This is a genomic window from Streptomyces sp. AC558_RSS880 (assembly GCF_019049255.1).
Lineage (GTDB): Bacteria > Actinomycetota > Actinomycetes > Streptomycetales > Streptomycetaceae > Streptomyces.
Window position 1 is genome coordinate 38,671 of sequence record NZ_JAGMUJ010000187.1, and the last position, 19,915, is coordinate 58,585.

Sequence of the window (19,915 nt, forward strand, 5' to 3'; positions counted from 1 at the left end):
GCTCATCGGCTGAACAGTTCGAAGGCGACGGCGGGTTCGCCGGCGAACCGCGAGCTGTGGACGCGGGTGTTGTCGGCCAGGAAGCGGCGCGCGTACGTCTCGGGGTCCTCCTCGGTCAGGGCCTCCAGATAGGCGCGGTGCCGCAGCAGGGACCGCACCCCCTGTTCGAAGCCCGCCTCGGCGGGCACGGCATGGGACGGCGTCGGCGAGTTGGCGACGGCCACCCAGCGGACGCCGTCCCAGGGCCGGAGCCCCTGTTCGGTGAGTTCCGGGAAGATCCAGCGGTTACCGGCGTCCGCCACCGCGTCCAGGACGGCGCGTCCCACCGCGACGTGGTCCGGGGTGTTCCAGGCCCCGCTCGCCCAGGTGTCCCGGTGATTCAGGGTGATCACCAGCTCGGGCCGGTGACGCCGTACGGCGCCGGCGATGTCGCGGCGCAGGGGGATGCCGTACTCGATCACACCGTCCCGGTGGTCGAGGAACTCCACCGCGCGGACTCCGACCGCCGCGGCGGCGGCACGCTGTTCGGCCTCGCGCAACGAGCGGGCCCGCTCGGGCGTCATGGTGTCCATCCCGGCCTCACCACGGGTGGCCAGGACGTAGGTGATCTGCCGGCCGTCGGCCACCCAGGAGGCCACGGCCGCCGAGCAGCCGTACTCGAGATCGTCGGGATGCGCCACCACCGCGAGTGCTCGACGCCAGTCGTCCGGCATCGGCCGCAGGGGGGTGGGGGAACCGTCGGTCACGCCCCTGCTCCCGCCGGTCGTGCGGGACGGTCGAGAAGGTTCTCCAGAGGGACCGAAGGATCGGTGAGGACGGCGTCCTCCGTCTCCGTCCCCGACTCGATCAGGGCGCGGATCGTTCCGACGGCGTCCCACACATTGACGCTCATCCCGGCCAGAACCCGGTTTCCGGACATCCAGAAGGCGATGAACCGCCGTTCTTCCCGTGCTCCGCGGAAGACGACACGGTCGTAGCCGCCCGGCTCGGTGTACCCGGTGTATTCCATCCCGAGGTCGTACTGGTCGGTGTAGAAGTACGGCAGCCGGTCGTACACCGCGTCCTTGCCCAGCATGCTCAGCGCGGCGGTACGCGGCTGGTGCAGAGCGTTGGCCCAGTGTTCCACGCGCAGGTGCCGACCGAGCCGCGGGTGATAGGCGTTGGCGACGTCACCGGCGGCGTGGACGCCGGCTGCGGAGGTCCGCAGGTGCTCGTCCGTCACGATGCCGTCGCGCACCTCGAGGCCCGCCTCCTCGGCGAGACGGACGTTGGGCGTGATGCCGACGCCCACCACGACGGCGTCCGCGGGCACGTGACTGCCGTCGGCGAGCCGGACCCCGTCGACGCGGCCCCCCGTTCCGGTGACCCGCTCGATCCGGGCGTGGGGACGCAGGTCCACCCCGTGGTCCTGGTGCAGACGGGCGAAGACCTCGGCCGCTTCCCGGCCCAGAACCTTCAGCAGCGGCAGTTCTCCGCGCTCGAGCACGGTCACCTCCGCCCCGGCGGCCCGGGCCGCCGCGGCCGTCTCCAGCCCGATCCACCCGCCGCCGACCACCACTATGCGCGCGCCCTCGGTGAACGCGGCCTTCAGCCGCTCGCTGTCGCCCACGCGCCGCAGGTACAGCACGTTCTCCAGGTTCGCGCCCGGCACCGACAGACGGCGCGGTGAGGAACCCGTCGCCAGGAGCAGCCTGGCGTAGGACACGCGACGGCCGTCGTCCAGCGTCACCTCTCCGGCACGCGCGTCGACGGAGGCCACGCCGGTGCCCAGAAGCAGGTCGACGTCGTGTTCCCGGTACCAGTCCTCGGGGTGCACGTGAAGGGACTCGCGGTCCTCCTTGCCCAGCAGGTAGCCCTTGGACAGCGGCGGTCGGATGTAGGGCCGCTCCCGCTCGTCCCCGATGAGGAGGAGCGGCCCGTCGTGGCCGTGCTTGCGGAGCTCCTCCGCGGCCTTGCCCGCGGCCAGGCCACCCCCGACGATGACGAACGTTTTCACACGTGACATGAGATCCCCGTCCCAGTTCGTGAGGCGCACACAGCGAGCCGTGTGGTCCGGTAACCCATCAGACCGGGCGACGACACCGCTTGTGACACCGCTGTGCGGGCGTTCCGGTCCGGTCGCCGTGGGCCTCTCCCGCCGGTTTCCGGCGGCCGGTTCACGAGCGGTCCGGGCGTGTGACGGCCAGGACGCGGGGATCATCGTGCCCCGGCAGCGGGACGAACCCGTGCCGTTCCAGGTCGGCACTGATGCGAGCACGCGAGGCGGGCCACATCCAGAACGTCTCCGTGTGCTCCCGCAGCACACCTTGCTCGCTCCGCACCCAGTAGTCGACACGGGTGCGGATGCGATAACCGGCCGTCGACATCGTCATGCGGCCCCCGTACACGTGCTCGCCCACCCGCTTCTCCGGCAGCAGGCGCACGATGTCACGGGTCGGCAGCACGGCGGGCGGCAGCTGCAGGAACAGCGAACCCCCGGGGACCAGAGCCGCACGGACCGCGGGCCAGAGCACATCCCGTGCGGCCGGCGGGAGACAGGCGACCGTGTTGTGACACACGGCGACGTCCACGACCGCGTACAGAGACGCCTGGTCCAGCGCGTGCGGGTGCACGGTCACCCGCTCCCGTTGCCGCGCGGGCAGGACGGCGAGGCGGGTCAGCAGCGACGTGCGCATGGCCCGTGCGGGCTCGACGGCGTGCACGTCGACCTGGGACTCGACCAGGCTCATCAGCGTGACCCGTCCTGTCCCGGCACCGATGTCCAGCACGCCGAGACGGGCCTTCGCGACCTGACGGCCGTAGAGGTGGCGGACGCGCTTCTCGTCCTGGTCGGCCTGCAGGATGTCGTAGAACTCGGCGGTCACGGCATACGAGTCCGGGTGCTGCCGGGCGGTCGGCGCTTCTGTGGTGACAACAGGGTGCATGCCAGCAAGACAACATGTGAGCCGTGCGTGTGACATACGGATCGCGTGCGGGACCGGACCGTGGCTTTGGGAGAGTGACCGCCGTCACGGCTGTGCGGTGTCACAGACGGATGACATGTGCAGTCAGTCCTCTTGTTCCGGCCTGGACGCCGGACCGGCCATCGGCCCGCCGCTCGGAGACACGGCGACCCACACCAGTGGCCCCATGGCCGCGCACCGGCCGGTGTGCCGTGTGCTTCCGGCCCACGAACCCGGAGTGAAAGCAGAGCCCGTCGACATGAGCGCGAGTTCCCCCCAGGTATGGCTGCCCGCACACTTCGCCAGTCCTGCCGATCTGCCGCCCGGACTGGACTACGCCCGCTGGAACGGCCGTTCGGCCTTCCCCTCGGACCCGGCGGAGGTGGTGTTCTACGCTCCGCCGCTGACCCAGGACATCGACATCATCAGCAAGCCCCTGCACCGCATGACACGTCTCCGCGCGGTCCAGGCACACTCAGTGCGGGGACCGACGAACTGCGAGCGGAACTGGACCGGCTCCCTCGCCCGGTGACGCTCTGCAACGCGCGAGGCGTCCCCGCTCCGAGCACGGCGGAACTGGCCCTGACGCTGATCCTCGCCTCGCTGCGGGGAATACCGGAGTCGCTCCGCGCCCAGGACCGCGGGGCGTGGAGCCCGCGGTTCTTCCCGTCCCTGTACGAACGGTCCGTGCTCATCGTCGGCTACGGCGCCGTCGGTTCCGCGTTGGAAGATCTCCTGGCACCCTTCGGTTGCGCGGTGACCCGCGTCGCGAGCGAGGAACGGGACTCACGCCGGGGGCCGGTGCACTCCGTGACTCACCTGCCCCGGCTCGTCGCGGACGCGGACGTGGTCGTGCTGTCCCTCCCGCTCACGCCGCGGACCCGCCGGCTCTTCGACGCAGGCCTGCTGGCACGCATGAAGGACGGTGCCCTGCTCGTCAACGTGTCCCGAGGAGCCGTCGTCGACACCGACGCCCTGCTGAAGGAGGCGCACGACGGACGGTTGCGGGCCGCGCTCGACGTGACCGACCCCGAACCGCTCCCGCCGGCACATCCGCTCTGGGCAGCACCCGGCGTGCTCATCACCCCACACGTCGGAGCGTTCACCCCGTCCCTGTGGCCACGTCTCGAAGCACTCGTCCGACGCCAGTTGGCCCGATTCGCCGCAGGTGAGGAGCTCGAGAACGTCGTGTCCCGCTGACCGCGGGCTTCGAGGGCGCGAGCCGCGCCCCGGCCGGCCGCTCCGGGCCCGACGCCGACCCGCCGGTGTCACACCGCGGATGTCTCGCCGGTCATGGTGACGACAGCAGTTCACGCATCATGCCCGAACGGTACAGCGACGGACGAGTCGGCCCGATCTTGCCGCACGCACGCCGAACGGGCCTCGCGGCCGGGGATCCGTCGGGTGACCGGTACGCACGGCACGGCCGCACGGCGGCCGGAACGCCCCGCGCACGCCGGTGCCGCGGACTCACGGTGGAGCCCGGACCGCGACGCCGGCCGTGGTGAGCCTCGGGTGACGCAGAAACGAATGGTGAAGAGATGAGCAACGACAGCCGGCCGACCGAGCCGGGGCACGGGCACACGGGGGAGAAACTGGCTCAATGGGCGGAGAGCCGACTGGGCTACCGCCGTGTCGTCCGCTCCGCACGGCGCCTGGTCTTCCCCGATCACTGGTCGTTCATGCTCGGCGAGATCGCGCTCTACAGTTTCGTCATCCTGCTGGTCACCGGCGTCTATCTGAGCTTCTACTTCCATCCCTCCTCCAACCCCGTGGTCTACCAGGGCGGTTACGCCCCGCTGCGGGGACAGTCGGTGTCGGAGGCCTACGCCTCGACCCTGCACATCTCCTTCGACGTCCGTGGCGGTCTGCTCATCCGCCAGGCGCACCACTGGGCAGCCCTGGTCTTCGTCGCCGCCGTGTTCGTGCACATGCTGCGGGTCTTTTTCACCGGTGCCTTCCGCAGACCGCGAGAGTTGAACTGGGTATTCGGATTCCTGCTGCTCGTCATGGCGATGTTCGCGGGCTTGACCGGCTACGACCTTCCCGACGACCTGTTGTCCGGAACCGGCCTGCAGGTCGTGAACGGCACCATTCTGTCGATCCCGGTCGTCGGGACCTATCTGTCCTTCTTCCTCTTCGGCGGCGAGTTCCCCGGCGACGACCTGATCGCCCGCTTCAACACCCTCCACGTCCTCGTCATCCCCGGACTGATGGTCGCGTTGATCGTCGGCCACGTGGCCTTGGCCGTACGCCACCGGCACACCCAGTTCCCCGGCCCCGGCCGTACCAACGGCAACGTCGTCGGCCTTCCGTTCAAGGTGTACGCCGTCAAAGCAGGCGCCTATTTCTTCTTCGTGTCCGGCGTGATCTTCTTCATGGCCGCCGTCGCACAGATCAATCCCGTGTGGACATACGGACCCTTCCGCCCCGACCAGGTCTCCGCCGGGTCCCAGCCCGACTGGTACATGGGCGTCGCCGACGGCCTGCTGCGTGTCATGCCGGGCTGGGAGATCGACTTCTGGGGTCACACGCTGGCCCTGGACAACTTCCTGCCCCTGCTGTTCGGCGTGCTGCTCTTCCTGGCCATGGGCGCCTATCCGTTCCTCGAGGCCTGGGTCACGGACGACGAACGCGAGCAGCACCTGCTGGACCGCCCACGCAACCGCCCGGTGCGGACCGCTCTGGGCGTGGCCTGGCTCAGCGTGTATGCCGTGGCTCTCATCGGAGCAGCCAACGACATCATCGCCGTCCGGCTGCACGTTTCCGTCAACGCGGTGACCTGGGCCGTGCGCGTCGGCCTGTTCGTCGTCCCGGTCCTGGCCTTCATCCTCACCAAGCGCCTGGCACTGGGCCTGCAGCGCCGAGACCGCGAGAAGGTGCTGCACGGGCGTGAGAGCGGTGTCATCAAACGTCTTCCGCACGGCGGATACGTGGAGATACACGAGCCCCTCGACCCGGCGCGACTGCACACGCTGACCGCTCATGAGCAGTACCGGCCTCTGACGGCCGTAGCCGTGCCGGACACGGAGGGCGCCACGCCCAGCCGTACCCAGCGTCTGCGCGCCGGGCTCAGCCGTGCCCTCCACGGCACCGGCACACAGGTCTCCAAGCCCACGGCGGCCGAGTACGAGGAGATCACCGGTCGCCACCGGTCCTGATCGGTGGCGCACGCCGGCGAGACCTGTCGCCGCGACATGTCACACCTTCGGGCGGTATCCGGTCTCAAGGAGTGAAAAGGCGACACAACGTGCGGTCGGCGCGACCAGCACCGCCCACACGGCGCCTCACCCCGCACGACGCGCAGCTCGCCACCTCGAGCGGCTGTCACCTCCCGTGCAGCGGCGACACAGCTGAGCCGGGGGTCGCAGCGGTCCTCACCCGGACGCCGGCTGCGCAGTGCGGACATCCACCACCCAGCGGCACCGCCCGCTCCCGCTCAGGGAGCCCTGGTACCGATCCCGCCCGAAAGGCACTCGACATGAACCGTACCCCCCGCAGCAGCCGGGCCCGCAGCGCGCTCATCGCTCTGGCCGGCGCCAGCATCGCCGCCGGCCTGCTCGCCACCACGGTCGCCCCGGCCTCCGCCGACAAGGGCACTCCTGCCCAGGGAGCCAAGCCCACCGTCGTTCTGGTCCACGGTGCTTTCGCCGACTCCACGAGTTGGAACGACGTCATCAGGAGACTGCGGCACGACGGCTATCCGGTGGTCGCCGTCGCCAACCCGCTGCGCTCCCTGAGCGGCGACTCCGCCTACCTCAAGGACGTCCTGGCCGGCATCGAAGGACCCATCGTCCTGGTGGGTCACTCCTACGGCGGTTCGGTGATCAGCAACGCCGCCACCGGTGACAAGAACGTCAAGGCGCTGGTCTACCTCGCCGCCTTCCTCCCCGAGAAGGGCGAGAGCGCGGTCGACCTGTCGGGAAGGTTCCCCGGCAGCACTCTCGGGGACGCGCTGCGCCCCGTGCCGGTCACGAACGCCGACGGTTCACGAGGCACCGACCTCTACATCCAGAACGACAAGTTCCGGCACCAGTTCGCCGCCGACGTGCCCCGTAACGAGACCGACCTGATGGCCGTCACGCAACGACCGGTCACCGAGGCCGCTCTGGCCGAGGGGGCGGCCGAACCGGCCTGGAAGACCATCCCCTCCTGGGTTCTGGTGGCCACGCGGGACCTCAACATCCCTGCTGCCGCCCAGAAGTTCATGGCGGAACGAGCCGGCGCTCGCACCACTGAGGTCCGAGCCTCCCACGCGGTGAGCGTCTCGCAGCCCGGCAAGGTGACCGACGTCATCGAGGACGCCGCTCGCGCGGTGCGCTGACCCCGCACCAGCGGTCGAGGGCCGGCGGCAGACCGCCGGCCCTCGACCGGCATCGGGGAGGGCGCACCCGGCCGGTCCGGCCGGTCGAGTGTGCCGACCCCGCTCAACCGACCGCCGGGGCCGGTGCGTGAACCGCACCGGCCCCGGCCGCACAAGGACGTACGCATGCGCCGCGAACCGCGGATCACCCCGACAGACCTCGGCGACCTTGCCCGCCTTGTGGCGATGCACCGCCGCTGTTCGCCGCAGTCCGTGTGGAGCCGCTACCACCGGGCCATGGCCGACCCCCGGACCTACCTGCCCACTCTGCTGTCCCGCCCCGGATCGGTACATCTGGCCGCGCGGGACACCATCGGTCGTATCGTCGCTGTCGGCCACTTGATGCCCGACCACACGGGTGTGGAGGCCGCGCTCCTCGTCGAGGACTCCTGGCAGGGCCGCGGACTCGGCACCCGCCTGCTGCGCCATGTGGGCCACCACGCGCTGGCAGGCGGCCCGTAGGCGGAGCAGACGGCGGAGGGCCGGCGCGGCCCTTCGGCCGCGCCGGCCCTCTCCATGCCGGGGTGTCGGGAACTTACAGATCATCCTCGAAAGCCGCGGACTCCAGGATCGTCCTGACCGCGGTCAGGTAGCGGGCCGCGTCCGCCCCGTCCACCAGCCTGTGGTCGTAGGACAGCGAGAGGTGCACCAGGTCCCGGATACCGATGACCTCCTCGTCACCGCCGCGCACGACCCCGGGCCTCCTGACCGTGGCGCCCACGCCCAGGATCGCGGCCTGGTTCGGGGGCACGATGACGGTGTCGAACAGAACACCGCGCGAGCCGGTGTTGGAGATCGTGAACGTCGCGCCCGACACGTCATCGGGCGTGAGGTGGCCACCGCGGGCCCGGTCGGCCAGGTCGTGGACGGCCCGGGCGAGTCCGGCGATCGACAGGTCGCCCGCGGCCTTGACGACCGGGGTCATCAGTCCGTTCTCCGTGTCGACCGCGATACCGACGTTCTCGGTGTCGAAGTAGGTGATGGTTCCCTCGGCCTCGTTGATCCTCGCGTTGACGACCGGATGCGCCTTCAGCGCCTGGGCGGCGGCCTTGATGAAGAAGGGCATGGGGGAGAGCTTGAGGCCCTCACGGGCCAGGAAACGGTCCTTGGCCTGATTCCGCAGCCGCATCAGCCGCGTGACGTCGGCCTCGATCGTGCTGGTCAGCTGCGCCTGCTCATGCAGGGCCTTCTTCAGGTTGTCGCCGATGGCCCTGCGGATGCGGGTCATCGGCACCGTCCGACCGCGAAGCGAGGACGCCGCGGTCACCGGTGCGACGGGGACGACGGGTGGGCGGGGTGCCGGCGTCCGTTCAGGCACAGCTACAGGTGCTGGTGCTGGTGCCGGTGCCGGTGCGGGGGCCGGGGCGGCGGGCTCGGGGAATGCGGCCGCGACAGGCACGACCGGCGCCGGGACGGCCTGCGGAGCCTCGGCCACGGGTACGGGCGCGGGCGCGGCCACCGGCGCTGCGTCCGGAGCGCCGATGACGCCGAGACGGGCGCCGACCTCGACGGTCTCGTCCTCGGCGACGGTGATCTCCAGCAGGACGCCGCCGGCGGGGGAGGGGATCTCCGTGTCGACCTTGTCGGTGGACACCTCCAGCAGAGGCTCGTCGGCCTCGACGCGTTCACCGACCTGCTTCAGCCAGCGGGTCACAGTGCCCTCGGTGACGGACTCGCCGAGGGCCGGCAGGGTGACGGAAACCGTCATGATGTCGTTCAACTCCTCACGGACCGGCAGGGCGCGAGGGCCCCCCGAACCTGTTGTCCACGGATTGCGGCATGCGGCGCATGCGGTATCGGTCGCGTCACACGGCCACTCACCGGTCGAGGCCGTAGTGCGCGCGGGCCCGTTCGACGGTCGCCGACGGGATCCGCCCGGCTCTGGCCAGCCGGTCCAGTGCGGTCACCACGATCGACTCGGCGTCCACCCGGAAGTGGCGGCGCACGTCCTCACGGGTGTCGGAAAGCCCGAAACCGTCGGTGCCCAGGGAGTAGTAGTCCTGTTCGACCCACTGGCTGATCTGGTCGGGGACCTGCCGCATCCAGTCGCTGACGGCCAGCACCGGCCCCGGAGCTCCGGCCAGGGCCCGGGTGATGAACGGTGTGCGCTCCTCACCCCGCATCCTGGCGTCGTCGGCCCGCATCGCGTCCCGACGCAGCTCCGTCCAGGACGTCACCGACCACACGTCGGCGTACACGTGCCAGTCGGAGGCGAGCAGTTCCTGCGCCCTCAGCGCCCAGTGGATGGCCGTACCGGACGACAGCAGCTGCAGCCGGGGCCCGTCAGCGACGGGTTCGGCGGGCCGGAAGCGGTAGATGCCCTTGAGGATGCCTTCCTCGATGCCGGGGACCGTCGGCATGGCGGGTTGGTGCTTGGGCTCGTTGTAGACGGTCAGGTAGTAGAAGACGTTCTCGGGCTGCTCGCCGTACATCCGGCGGAGGCCGTCGCGGACGATCACCGCGATCTCATAGGCGAACGCCGGGTCGTAGCTGATCGCCGCGGGATTGGTGGAGGCGAGCAGGTGCGAGTGCCCGTCCCCGTGCTGCAGGCCCTCACCGGTCATCGTCGTGCGCCCGGCGGTGCCGCCGACCACGAAACCACGGCCCATCTGGTCGCCGAGTGCCCAGAACTGGTCGCCGGTGCGCTGGAAACCGAACATGGCGTAGAAGATGTAGAACGGGATCATCGGCTCGCCGTGCGTGGCGTACGAGGTCGCCGCGGCGGTGAACTCGGCGACGGAGCCGGCCTCGGTGATGCCCTCGATGAGCAGCTGCCCGGTGGTGCTCTCCTTGTAGTGGAGCAACTGGTCCGCGTCGACCGGGTCGTAGTTCTGGCCCTGCGGCGAGTAGATGCCGGCCGTGGGGAACATCGACTCCATGCCGAAGGTACGGGCCTCGTCGGGGATGATCGGCACCCAGCGCGCCCCGCTGCGCGGGTCGCGCATCAGGTCCTTGACCAGTCGGACCAGTGCCATCGTGGTGGCGACCTCTTGGTGACCGGACCCCTTCTCCAACTCCTCGAAGGGCTTGGCGGGCGGCTCCGGCAGCGGCTTGGCGGTCACCCGGCGAAGTGGGACGGGACCGCCCAGCGCGGCGCGGCGTTCGCGCAGGTACCGCACCTCGGGCGCGTCGTCCCCGGGATGCCAGTACGGGACCTGGTCACCGGCGAGCGCCCGGTCCGGGATGGGCAGTTCCAGCAGGTCGCGCATCGCCCGGAACTGGTCCATCGTCAGCTTCTTCATCTGGTGGTTGGCGTTGCGGGACTCGAACGCCGAGCCCAGGGTGTGACCCTTGACCGTCTGGGCGAGGACCACGGTCGGCGTGTTCCGGTGATCCACGGCCGCCCGGTAGGCGGAGTACACCTTCAACGGCTCGTGCCCGCCCCGCGAGTTCTCGAACAACTCGACCACCTGCGCATCGCTCAGCGAGGCGGAGAGGGCGGACAGGGCGTCACCGTGGAAGAAGTTCTTGCGTATGTAGGCGGCGTCCCGCGCGGCGAGCGTCTGCATCTGCGCGTCGGGCACCTCGCCCAGGCGCCGCACCAGGTCACCGGTGGTGTCCTGGCCCAGCAGCGGGTCCCAGGCCTCTCCCCACAGAGTCTTGACCACGTTCCAGCCCGCGCCCCGGAAGCGTGCCTCCAACTCCTGGACGATCTTCGAGTTGGACCGTACCGGCCCGTCCAGGCGCTGCAGATTGCAGTTGATGACGAACGTCAGGTTGTCCAGGCCCTCGCGGGAGGCCAGCGTCAGGGCGGCCATCGACTCCGGCTCGTCCATCTCCCCGTCGCCCAGGAAGGCCCACACCCGTGAGGCCGACGTGTCCTTGATTCCGCGGGCGTGCAGATACCGGTTGAAGCGGGCCTGGTAGACGGCACCGAGCGGGCCGAGCCCCATGGACACCGTCGGGAACTCCCACAGCCACGGCAACCGTCGGGGATGCGGGTAGGACGGCAGGCCGTGACCGCCTGCCTCCCGCCGGAAGGCGTCCAGTTGCGCCTCGCTGAGCCGTCCCTCGAGGAAGACCCGGGCGTAGATCCCCGGGGAAGCGTGCCCTTGCAGGAAGAGCTGGTCGCCCGAGCCGTCACCGTCCTTGCCCCGGAAGAAGTGGTTGAACCCGATCTCGTAGAGCCAGGCGGCCGAAGCGTAGGTGGAGATGTGGCCGCCCAGGCCCAGACGTGAACCGCGGGTGACCATCGCCGCGGCGTTCCACCGGTTGAGCGCGGTGATCCTGGACTCCATCTCCAGGTCACCGTCGAACTCGGGCTGCGCGGCGGCCGGGACGGTGTTGACGTAGTCCGAGGACAGCAGCCCCGGCAGAGACGTTCCCGTCCTCGCGGCGAACTCGTGCACCCGCCGCATCAGGTAGACAGCCCGTTCCGGCCCGGCATGCCGCACTACCGCGTCGAGGGAGGCCTGCCACTCGGCGGTCTCCTCGCGGTCACGGTCGGGTAGCTGGTCGAGCTCACTGATCACAGGTGTCTCAGTGGGCCGGGACGGTTCATTCATGGCTGCCTTCCTGTCACGGCGTGAGTGCCGGCGATGTCGGACGCGGACGCGGTGGGCGCCGCGGGGGAACGGTCTGGTGGGCCGGCCCGGCGATGAGCGTCGCCGCCCGGTCGCCTCAGCGGCTCTTGAGCCACTGGGCGAACGTGTGGTGGCCCAGATGGGCGCCGGGCCCGGGGAGGAGGTCCCGCTCCTCGACCACCGCGCCGAAGAACGGGGCACGCGCGTCGGCGACGACCGGGCCGGGCCGGCCCAGGGCGCTCAGCAACTCGGCTGTGACGTCGTCGAGGCGGAGCTCCTCGGGACCGGCTGCCTCGACCACGCCGAACTGCGGCAGCCCCACCGCGACATGGGCGACCGTCGCGGCGACGTCGTCCGCCGAGACCGGCCGCAGCAGCAGGGGCGGCACATGCACGCCGTCGGGCCGGGCGCCGGCCATGGCCGCGGCCTCCACCGACTCGTGGAACGGCGTGGCACGGACCACGGAAAACGGGACGGTGGTGTGCCTGACCAGGTCTTCCTGCGCGGCCTTGGCCCGGAACCAGCCCGAGTTCACCCGGTCGGCGCCCACCACCGAGAGCGCCACGTAGTGCTCGATGCCCGCCGTGGCGGCGGCCTTGAGGAGGTTGCTGGTCGAGGTGGTGAAGAACTCCGTGCTGACCGTCTGCTCCCGGGAGGGGGCGTCGGTGACGTCCACGACCACCTCAGCGGTGCGCAGCGCCTGGTCGACGCCTTCTCCCGTGCTGACGTCGACTCCCCCGGCGCGTGAGACCGGAACGACTTCCACCCCGTGGTCTCGGAGCCTGGCGACGGTCCGGGAACCGATCAGGCCGGTGGCACCTGCGACGACGACTCTCATCTGGGTCTCTTCCGTCGGGGGGCGTGTGACCCCGCTGGGTGTGAATCGAAGACAGTGGCGGAAGTGCCCGTGCCACCGTGCTCATCACACCTAGACAGGGCGCATTCGGTTCTTGTGACACTGCGCCTGCCGCAGGACGCGACCGACCGTCGCCCCATGTCACAGATCCGCCCGGCACCCGGTCAGGAGGAATGAGCGGTCTTGACGACCGGACATGACGCCGTGACGGCGGACGACGTGCCGCCTGTGCACGGTGGAACCACGGAAGGTGCGACTCAGTGTCGGAGAACCCACAGCATGCCCACCACGGCCACGGTCACGGAGACGGCGGCGAGGACGGCCCCAGCTGGACCCGCGCGGCGAAGATGCTCCAGGACGCCTCGCCGATCACCGTTCCCGAGGGTGCCTCGGCGATGACCATCCACGTCCAGTGGGAGCCCGGTGACCCCGGCACCCCGCCGCACCGTCACTCCGGCCCGGCCTTCGGCTACGTCATCAAGGGCGCGGTTCGGTTCGAACTCGAGGGTGAGCCCGAGCGCATCGTCGAGGCCGGCGGGACCTTCTGGGAGCCGGGCGGCGACGCCATCCACTACCAGGACGGCAACGCGCTCACCGACGAGACGACGGAGTTCGTCGTCACCATGATGTGCGCCCCCGGCAAGCCCATGCTCGAACTGGTCGACGAGAAGGAGCTGAAGGAGCGCGCCCACCTGCGCGCCCCGCGTCCCGCCGCCTGACCTCGCGGTCGGACGCTCACGACGGAGCCCCGTACCCGTGACATCCCGGCCACGGCCGGTGTCACGGGTACGGGGCTCCCTCCGTCGGTGACCGCCGCTCCTAACTCCACGAAGTACGAGTCGTGCTTGTCGAAGAACGCGGCACGCTCCTCCTCGGAAGCGTGCGCCAGTCGGGAGACCTGCTCGAAGTACTCCTCGCGCGGGGCGCCCGGGGTGAAGAGCAGCAGCATGTCGGCCGGGGCGTCGGAGTCGTTCCGGAAAGCGTGCAGCCCGCCCTGGGCCGCATCTCCACTCGGTACAGTACGCGGTGACGCGCCGGTGCGGACCACCGCGACAGCGGTCCTCCGTGCAACGAGACCGGTGGGACCCGTCGGTGTGACGACCAGGGGCTCCGGCCGTGTCATTCGACGGCTTGGTGACGGGTGAAGCGGGACACCAACGGCGGTTCCATCAGCCAACCGTGCGTCCGTCCGTGTGGCGGATGCGGGGCGGTGGCGGTCTGCCGCAGCGTGGAGAAGGAGATCGCGGCGCCGACGGCCAGCAGACCCGCGCACAGCGGCATGGCCCGGGTGAAGGCCGCGTCGAAAGCCGCGTCCGACCGGTAGGCCTCGGGGCCCATCCCGACCAGCAGCGGCAGCGCCGCCACGGACACCAGCCCGGCCGCCCGGGCGGCGGCGTTGTTGATGCCGCTGGCCAAGCCGGCGTTCGAGGCGTCGACCGAGGCCAGCAGGGTCACGGTCAGCGGAGCGACCATGATGACCATGCCGGTGCCCATCACCAGCAGAGCGGGGAGGATGTCGTGGAGGTAGGACGCGCCCGGACCGACGCGCAGCATCATCACCATCCCCGCTCCGCACACCAGTGGGCCGACGGTGAGCGGCGCCCGCGGTCCCAGCCGCTGGGCGAGCATTCCGGAGTGGGACGAGAACAGCAGCATCAGCACGGTGTTGGGCAACATGGCCGCACCGGCTGCCAGCGCCGAGTAGCCGACGACGATCTGCAGGTGCAGGGCTGTCAGGAAGAAGAACCCACCCGTACCCGCGTAGACGCACAGGGTGATCACGTTGACGGAGGTGAACTGCCGGGAAGAGAAGATCGTCGGCGGCATCATCGGGTCACCGCTGTGCCGCTCCACGTAGAGGAACACGCCACCGGCCACCACGCCCCCGACGGCCGCGGCGATGGCCACCGGACCTCCGTCGCGCGCCTCGGTCAGCGCATAGGTGACCAGGGCGAGCGCCAGGGCGCCCAAGGCGGCACCGGGTAGGTCGAAGCCGACCCGCCACCGCCCACCCGCGCCGGCCGCCTCCTTGCGTGGTGTGCCCACGGACTCCGGGACGTGCCGCAGCGTGACGGGCACGCACAGCAGCGCCGGGACGATGCTCAGCAGGAAGGTCCAACGCCAGCCGGGGCCGTCGACCAGCCAACCGCCCAGGAACGGGCCGAGGGCGGCGCCGATGCCGCCGAAGCCCGACCACAGGCCGATCGCGCGCGGCCGGTCGTCCGGGTGGAAGGAGGTCTCGATGATCGCCAGTGAGCCGGGGGTGAGCAGAGCTCCGCCGACGCCCTGGAGCGCCCGGGCGGCGATCAGCGTGGTGGTGTCCGGAGCCAGGCTGCACAGCAAAGAGGCCACGGCGAACCACACGATGCCCAGGACGAACACGCGGCGCCGCCCGAAACGGTCGCCCAGGGAACCGCCCAGGAGGATGAGACCCGCCAGGGTCAGCATGTAGGCGTTCACTGTCCACTGGAGCACAGCAAGATCGGCGTCGAAGTCCTCGCCGATGTGCGGAAGCGCGACATTGGTGACCGTCGAGCCGAGCAGCACGACGCCGGATCCCAGGACGGTGGCCAACAGGGTCCACCGTCCACGGGCACTGGCGATTCGCAGGACGGCGGAGGGCTCAGGAGTGGGGGAGTGGTTCATGTCGTGTCCTGGCGTCGTCCGGCGAAGCGCTCGCGGTCGGCGTACTCCTGCCGCAGGTCGCGCACGTCGCGGACGGCCGCCGCGAATGCCTCGGGGCGCTCCTGCGGAAGATTGTGGCCGGCGTCCGCCACCCGGCGGTGGAGTCGGGGGCCGGTGAAGTGACGGGCGGACGAAGAGCCGTCCGTGGCCGGGAAGTTGCCGTCGGCCAGACCGTCCAGCGTGATGGTGGGCACCGTGATCGCGGGCAGCCCGGCGAGACGCGCCTCCAACTCCGCGTACTCCTCGGCTCCCGGCGCGAAACCGAGCCGGTGGCGGCAGGAATGGAGCACTACGTCGGTGTAATCGGGATGGGTGAAGGACTCCGCCGCGCGATCCAGATCACTCTCGCGGAACGGCCACTTCGGGGAGTTCCGCCTCCAGATCACTCGCGCGATCTCCCGGGGGGCGCCGGCCAGTCCGGTTCGTCCCCGCTCGGGCCACAGAGCGGCGGCGACGTTGGCGGCGCGCCCGCCCCAGTCGTATCCGCCGAGGTAGGCGCGTTCCACGCCCAGGGCGTCCATGAGGGTGACGACGTCGGCGCCCAGCGCCGCCTGTCGACCTGAGCGCGGTGTCGATCCGGAGAGGAATCCGGTGGGCCCATGGCCCCGCAGATACGGAATGACGACCCGGAACCCACTGTCCGCGAGCAGTGGGGCCACGTCCAGGTAGCTGTGGATGTCGTAGGGGAAACCGTGCAGGAGCAGCGCGGTGTCTCCTGCCTCTGAACCCGTCTCGTAGTAGGCGACGTCCAAGAGGTCGGTGCTGACCCGTCGCAGAGGAGCGAGTGCGTGGCGTTCTGGCATGGGGGTCCTTGGGATCGCGTCGCCCGCGGGGGTGGCACGGTCGGCCTGTGACGGCAGCCTTGCCGCGTGCGACGCGACCGTGCGGGCACCCGTCGACCGGCTGGGGCGGGCACTGCCCGTCGCCTGGTCGGAGGTCGGGACGACCAGGCGACGGACGGTCCGTGTCCGGCCGGGCCGGAGCGGCTGACTCAGCCGAACATGCCGGGCTGGTAGCCGCCGGCGGGCTGCTGGTTGATGACGTTGATGCGGTTGTAGGCGTTGATGACGGCGATCAGCGAGATCAGCGCGGCGAGCTGGTCGTCGTCGTAGTGCTTCGCGGCATGCGCCCACGCTTCGTCCGACACACCGCCCGCGGCGTCCGCGATACGCGTACCCTGCTCGGTCAGTTCCAGCGTCGCGCGCTCGGCGTCCGAGAAGACCGTGGCCTCGCGCCACACGGCCACCAGGTTCAGACGCTGCTGGTCCTCACCCGCCGCGGTGGCGTCCTTGGTGTGCATGTCGGTGCAGAAGCCGCAGCCGTTGATCTGGCTGGCACGGATCTTCACCAGCTCCTGTGTGGTGACCGGGAGAGCCGCCTGAACCGCCGCTCCGGCCGAGTTGAGGTGCTTCATGACCTTGCCGGCGAGGGCGTTGCCGAAGTAGTCGATACGCGCGTCCACGATGTATCTCCTCAGGTGGGAAAAGTTACAGCTCGTTGACCGCGAGCCCTCGCGCTTTGTGACAACGACTCGTTCGCACCCCCTCCTGTCCGGGCGGACGTCACACGACATCGCGACACACCGTGTGAGCGAAGACTGTGTCCGTGGGCCCGCTTCCGAGGGCGCAGCCGATAACATCGAACGAGTGGATCGGGGCCGTCGGTCCGATCCGGCGCCGTCCTCCCGGGCCCACGGACACCGGGCACGACGAGCGCCGCACCCGCGAGCACAAGGTGATCACCATGGCGACCGAAAGTGTCCTGCACCCGAGTCTCATCGTCCCCATCGGGCATGTCGAGCCCGTTCCCCGCCGCATCCGGGGAATGATCGGCGGTCGTGTCGCCTTCGACACCCGCCGCGCGCTGTACGTGTGGGAATGGCAGGCCTATCCGCAGTTCAGCATCCCGATCGAGGACCTGGTGGACGGCGTGCTCCACGACGACCGGCACACCGAGCAGCTCGGTGCCGGGCCCGCGCACCGACACACCCTGCGGGTCGGCCCGGAGGTCCGTGCGGGGGCGGCGTGGGTCTGGGGGGAAGGCGCCCCGGGAGCCCTGCGCGACACCGTGCGCTTCGAGTGGGAGGCGCTGGACTCCTGGTTCGAGGAGGACGAGCCGGTCTTCGTCCATCCGCGGAGCCCGTACTCCCGGGTGGACGCCCTGCGCTCCAGCAGCACCGTCCGAGTCGAGCTGGACGGTGTCGTGTTGGCGGAGGCAGCCGATTGCGTGAAGCTCTTCGAGACCGGCTTGCCGACCCGGTACTACCTCGATCACACGCACATCGACTGGACCCGGCTGCGGCATTCGGACACGGTGACCCGGTGCCCCTACAAGGGGACGACGAGCAGCTACTGGTCGTTCGACAGCGACACCGCCTCCCACGAGGACATCGCCTGGACGTACGACTTCCCGACCATCCACGCCCACCGCATCGCCGGGCTCACCGCGTTCTACAACGAGCACGTCGATCTGTACGTCGACGGCGCTCTGCTGCCGAGGCCCGTGGACCCCGTGCAGGTGGCGTCCGACTGACGACACCGGTTCCATCGGCCGGCGCAGCGCTTGCTCGAGAACGGCCGTGGCCGGCGAGTGATCGTCGTGCCGTTCTCCCGGACGCGTCACACATCGACCCCCGGCACGGTCTCATGAGGTGAAAATCCCTCCGAAAATCACCTCTTTCAAGGAGCAAGCCGTGAGTGACATCATTCTCGAGCCCGCCGCGCAGGAATTCGCCGACGCGACCGCCAAACCGCCGCTGCTGTACGAACTCGGTGTCGAAGGCGCTCGCAAGCTGCTCGACGACGTCCAGTCCGGGCCGGTCGAGAAGCTCGACGTCGACGAGAAGTGGATCACCGTCCCCGCCCAGGTCGGCGACGTGCGGGCGCGCATCGTCAAGCCCGTCGGCACCACCGGCGTGCTGCCCGTCATCCTCTACGTGCACGGCGGCGGCTGGATCCTCGGGAACGCGGGTACCCACGACCGTCTGGTGCGCGAACTGGCCGTGGGCGCCGAGGCGGCCTTGGTCTTCGTCGAGTACGACCGCTCGCCGGAGGCGAAGTACCCCGTCGCCATCGAGCAGGCCTACGCCACCGCCCAGTGGGTCACCACCAAGGGCACGGAGGAGGGGCTGGACGGCTCCCGTCTGGTCGTCGCCGGCGACTCCGTCGGCGGCAACATGAGCGCCGCCCTCACCCACATGGCCAAGCAGCGGGGCGACGTGACCTTCCTGCACCAGTCGCTGTACTACCCCGTCACCGACGCCGGGCAGGACACCGAGAGCTACCGGACCTTCGCCCACGGACCGCACCTGACCGCGAAGGCCATGGAGTGGTTCTGGAACGCCTACACCACCGACCCGGCGGAGCGGAACCAGATCACGGCCTCGCCCCTGCGGGCCGGCCTGGAGGACCTCCAGGGACTCCCGCCGGCGTTCGTCGTGGTCGACGAGAACGACGTGCTGCGCGACGAGGGCGAGGCGTACGCCCGCAAGCTGATCCAGGCCGGCGTGCCCACCACGAGCGTCCGCTACAACGCCAGCCTGCACGACTTCATGATGCTGAACACGGTCCGCGGAACACAGGCCTCCACGGCGGCGATCGAGCAGGCCGTTCACGTCCTGCGCAAGGCCCTCGGTACCGACTGATCCATTCCGCACAGCAATTCCGCGGGAATTCCGGCACGGTCGAGGCCCGATGACGGGCGTGATTCGCCGGTTGATCGAAAGGCAACTCCCATGAGTGCACAGAAACCCACCGTTGTCCTCGTACACGGCGCGTTCGCGGACTCGTCCAGCTGGAACGGCGTCGTCGACAAGCTCCAGTCACACGGCTATCCGGTGGTGGCCGCGAGCAACCCGCTGCGCGGGCTGACCGGGGACAGCGAATACGTCAGGCAACTCCTGGCGTCCATCGACGGTCCCGTCGTCCTGGTCGGCCACTCCTACGGGGGCTCGGTCATCAGCAACGCCGCGACGGGACTCGACCACGTCAAGGCTCTCGTCTTCGTCGCGGCCTTCCTGCCGGAAGAGGGCGAGAGCGCGGTCGCCCTGTCCGGCATGTACCCGGGCAGTACGCTCGGGCAGACGCTCCACCCGGTGCCGGTCACGCTCCCCGACGGGAGCCAGGTCGCGGATCTCTACATCGAGAAGAGCGAGTTCCACCAGCAGTTCGCCGCCGACGTCCCCGAGGAGACAGCGGCGATCATGGCAGCCACGCAGCGGCCTGTGGCCGATGCCGCGCTGGCGGAGGGTGCCTCCGCCCCGGCGTGGAAGGACATTCCCTCCTGGGTTCTCGTCGCCTCCGAGGACCGGAACATACCGGCTCGCGCACAGGCTTTCATGGCCGAGCGCGCGAAGGCCACGGTGGTGGAGGTTTCCGCCTCCCACGCGGTCAGCGTCTCGCGTCCCGGTGAGGTCGCGCGGCTGATCGACGAGGCGGCGCGGACGACTGGCTGAGTGCGCGGTGGGTCGCCGCCGACGTCCGAGACGTCGGCGGCGACCCACCGGCATCACCTCTCCGCACGCCGGACCGCCGATCCGCGTCCCGAT

General features: G+C 70.2%; 15 protein-coding genes and 3 pseudogenes. 8 read left to right on the plus strand and 10 right to left on the minus strand.

Translation table 11 applies throughout. The features are described 5' to 3' along the window. Window positions 1-2: 2 nt before the first annotated feature. The 3 genes from KUM38_RS39650 to KUM38_RS39660 form a co-directional block, all read right to left on the minus strand. Window positions 3-746, minus strand: a complete 744-nt coding sequence (locus KUM38_RS39650; protein ID WP_217136985.1) for a PIG-L deacetylase family protein — start codon at window positions 744-746, stop codon at window positions 3-5. Next, on the minus strand, window positions 743-2,005 hold the full coding sequence (locus tag KUM38_RS39655) for an NAD(P)/FAD-dependent oxidoreductase (protein WP_217136986.1): 1,263 nt from the start codon (window positions 2,003-2,005) through the stop codon (window positions 743-745). The genes KUM38_RS39650 and KUM38_RS39655 overlap by 4 nt, the downstream gene beginning before the upstream one ends. Before the next feature lie 151 nt (window positions 2,006-2,156). Further along, entirely contained in the window at window positions 2,157-2,924 is a 768-nt protein-coding gene (locus KUM38_RS39660; RefSeq protein WP_217136987.1) for a class I SAM-dependent methyltransferase, read from the minus strand. Between the two features lie 277 nt (window positions 2,925-3,201). On the opposite strand from KUM38_RS39660, the pseudogene KUM38_RS39665 reads away from it, so the two are divergent. The 4 genes and pseudogenes from KUM38_RS39665 to KUM38_RS39680 all read left to right on the plus strand — a co-directional run bounded on the left by KUM38_RS39665 (window position 3,202) and on the right by KUM38_RS39680 (window position 7,767). Beyond that, window positions 3,202-4,142: pseudogene (locus tag KUM38_RS39665) on the plus strand (2-hydroxyacid dehydrogenase). Window positions 4,143-4,483: 341 nt separating this feature from the next. Continuing rightward, on the plus strand, window positions 4,484-6,103 hold the full coding sequence (locus KUM38_RS39670) for a ubiquinol-cytochrome c reductase cytochrome b subunit (protein WP_217136988.1): 1,620 nt from the start codon (window positions 4,484-4,486) through the stop codon (window positions 6,101-6,103). A 320-nt stretch (window positions 6,104-6,423) separates the two neighbouring features. Continuing rightward, complete coding sequence (locus KUM38_RS39675) at window positions 6,424-7,266, plus strand: alpha/beta fold hydrolase (protein WP_217136989.1); 843 nt, start codon at window positions 6,424-6,426, stop codon at window positions 7,264-7,266. Window positions 7,267-7,431: 165 nt separating this feature from the next. Then, entirely contained in the window at window positions 7,432-7,767 is a 336-nt protein-coding gene (locus KUM38_RS39680; protein ID WP_217136990.1) for a GNAT family N-acetyltransferase, read from the plus strand. A gap of 73 nt (window positions 7,768-7,840) precedes the next feature. On the opposite strand, the pseudogene KUM38_RS39685 reads toward KUM38_RS39680, so the two are convergent. From KUM38_RS39685 to KUM38_RS39695, 3 genes and pseudogenes are all read right to left on the minus strand, one after another. Further along, window positions 7,841-9,001, minus strand: a pseudogene (locus KUM38_RS39685) (2-oxo acid dehydrogenase subunit E2); the annotation flags it as partial. A 121-nt stretch (window positions 9,002-9,122) separates the two neighbouring features. Further along, the gene (gene aceE, locus KUM38_RS39690; protein WP_217136992.1) at window positions 9,123-11,810 is read right to left on the minus strand and encodes a pyruvate dehydrogenase (acetyl-transferring), homodimeric type; all 2,688 of its coding nucleotides are present in this window, start codon (window positions 11,808-11,810) and stop codon (window positions 9,123-9,125) included. Between the two features lie 115 nt (window positions 11,811-11,925). After that, window positions 11,926-12,666, minus strand: a complete 741-nt coding sequence (locus KUM38_RS39695) for an SDR family oxidoreductase (RefSeq protein ID WP_217136993.1) — start codon at window positions 12,664-12,666, stop codon at window positions 11,926-11,928. 278 nt (window positions 12,667-12,944) lie between these two features. Between KUM38_RS39695 and KUM38_RS39700 the strand changes: the two genes are divergently transcribed. Continuing rightward, on the plus strand, window positions 12,945-13,403 hold the full coding sequence (locus KUM38_RS39700) for a cupin domain-containing protein (RefSeq protein WP_217136994.1): 459 nt from the start codon (window positions 12,945-12,947) through the stop codon (window positions 13,401-13,403). Between the two features lie 104 nt (window positions 13,404-13,507). Here the strand turns inward: KUM38_RS39700 and KUM38_RS42680 are convergent. The 4 genes and pseudogenes from KUM38_RS42680 to KUM38_RS39715 all read right to left on the minus strand — a co-directional run. Next, window positions 13,508-13,681 (minus strand): annotated as a pseudogene (locus tag KUM38_RS42680) (cupin); the annotation flags it as partial. A gap of 122 nt (window positions 13,682-13,803) precedes the next feature. Then, on the minus strand, window positions 13,804-15,330 hold the full coding sequence (locus tag KUM38_RS39705) for an MFS transporter (RefSeq protein ID WP_217136995.1): 1,527 nt from the start codon (window positions 15,328-15,330) through the stop codon (window positions 13,804-13,806). Beyond that, window positions 15,327-16,172 carry an alpha/beta fold hydrolase gene (locus KUM38_RS39710; RefSeq protein WP_217136996.1) on the minus strand — a complete coding sequence of 282 codons (846 nt, stop codon included), beginning with the start codon at window positions 16,170-16,172 and terminating at the stop codon, window positions 15,327-15,329. Before KUM38_RS39710 ends, KUM38_RS39705 begins: the two co-directional genes overlap by 4 nt. Window positions 16,173-16,360: 188 nt before the next feature. Further along, entirely contained in the window at window positions 16,361-16,831 is a 471-nt protein-coding gene (locus KUM38_RS39715; RefSeq protein ID WP_217136997.1) for a carboxymuconolactone decarboxylase family protein, read from the minus strand. Window positions 16,832-17,112: 281 nt separating this feature from the next. Between KUM38_RS39715 and KUM38_RS39720 the strand changes: the two genes are divergently transcribed. The 3 genes from KUM38_RS39720 to KUM38_RS39730 all read left to right on the plus strand — a co-directional run bounded on the left by KUM38_RS39720 (window position 17,113) and on the right by KUM38_RS39730 (window position 19,822). After that, the gene (locus KUM38_RS39720) at window positions 17,113-17,901 is read left to right on the plus strand and encodes a DUF427 domain-containing protein (RefSeq protein ID WP_217136998.1); all 789 of its coding nucleotides are present in this window, start codon (window positions 17,113-17,115) and stop codon (window positions 17,899-17,901) included. Between the two features lie 160 nt (window positions 17,902-18,061). Continuing rightward, window positions 18,062-19,012 carry an alpha/beta hydrolase gene (locus KUM38_RS39725; protein ID WP_217136999.1) on the plus strand — a complete coding sequence of 317 codons (951 nt, stop codon included), beginning with the start codon at window positions 18,062-18,064 and terminating at the stop codon, window positions 19,010-19,012. A 90-nt stretch (window positions 19,013-19,102) separates the two neighbouring features. Next, window positions 19,103-19,822 (plus strand): alpha/beta fold hydrolase, encoded by a 720-nt coding sequence (locus tag KUM38_RS39730; RefSeq protein WP_217137000.1) that lies wholly within the window; start codon window positions 19,103-19,105, stop codon window positions 19,820-19,822. Window positions 19,823-19,915: the final 93 nt, after the last annotated feature.

Bases quoted from the DNA above. Each gene is read 5' to 3' on its own strand.
- KUM38_RS39655 (WP_217136986.1), bottom strand. From the start codon at position 2,005: ATGTCACGTGTGAAAACGTTCGTCATCGTCGGGGGTGGCCTGGCCGCG.
- KUM38_RS39660 (WP_217136987.1), bottom strand. From the start codon at position 2,924: ATGCACCCTGTTGTCACCACAGAAGCGCCGACCGCCCGGCAGCACCCG.
- KUM38_RS39670 (WP_217136988.1), top strand. From the start codon at position 4,484: ATGAGCAACGACAGCCGGCCGACCGAGCCGGGGCACGGGCACACGGGG.
- KUM38_RS39675 (WP_217136989.1), top strand. From the start codon at position 6,424: ATGAACCGTACCCCCCGCAGCAGCCGGGCCCGCAGCGCGCTCATCGCT.
- KUM38_RS39680 (WP_217136990.1), top strand. From the start codon at position 7,432: ATGCGCCGCGAACCGCGGATCACCCCGACAGACCTCGGCGACCTTGCC.
- aceE (WP_217136992.1), bottom strand. From the start codon at position 11,810: ATGAATGAACCGTCCCGGCCCACTGAGACACCTGTGATCAGTGAGCTC.
- KUM38_RS39695 (WP_217136993.1), bottom strand. From the start codon at position 12,666: ATGAGAGTCGTCGTCGCAGGTGCCACCGGCCTGATCGGTTCCCGGACC.
- KUM38_RS39705 (WP_217136995.1), bottom strand. From the start codon at position 15,330: ATGAACCACTCCCCCACTCCTGAGCCCTCCGCCGTCCTGCGAATCGCC.
- KUM38_RS39710 (WP_217136996.1), bottom strand. From the start codon at position 16,172: ATGCCAGAACGCCACGCACTCGCTCCTCTGCGACGGGTCAGCACCGAC.
- KUM38_RS39720 (WP_217136998.1), top strand. From the start codon at position 17,113: ATGGCGACCGAAAGTGTCCTGCACCCGAGTCTCATCGTCCCCATCGGG.
- KUM38_RS39730 (WP_217137000.1), top strand. From the start codon at position 19,103: ATGAGTGCACAGAAACCCACCGTTGTCCTCGTACACGGCGCGTTCGCG.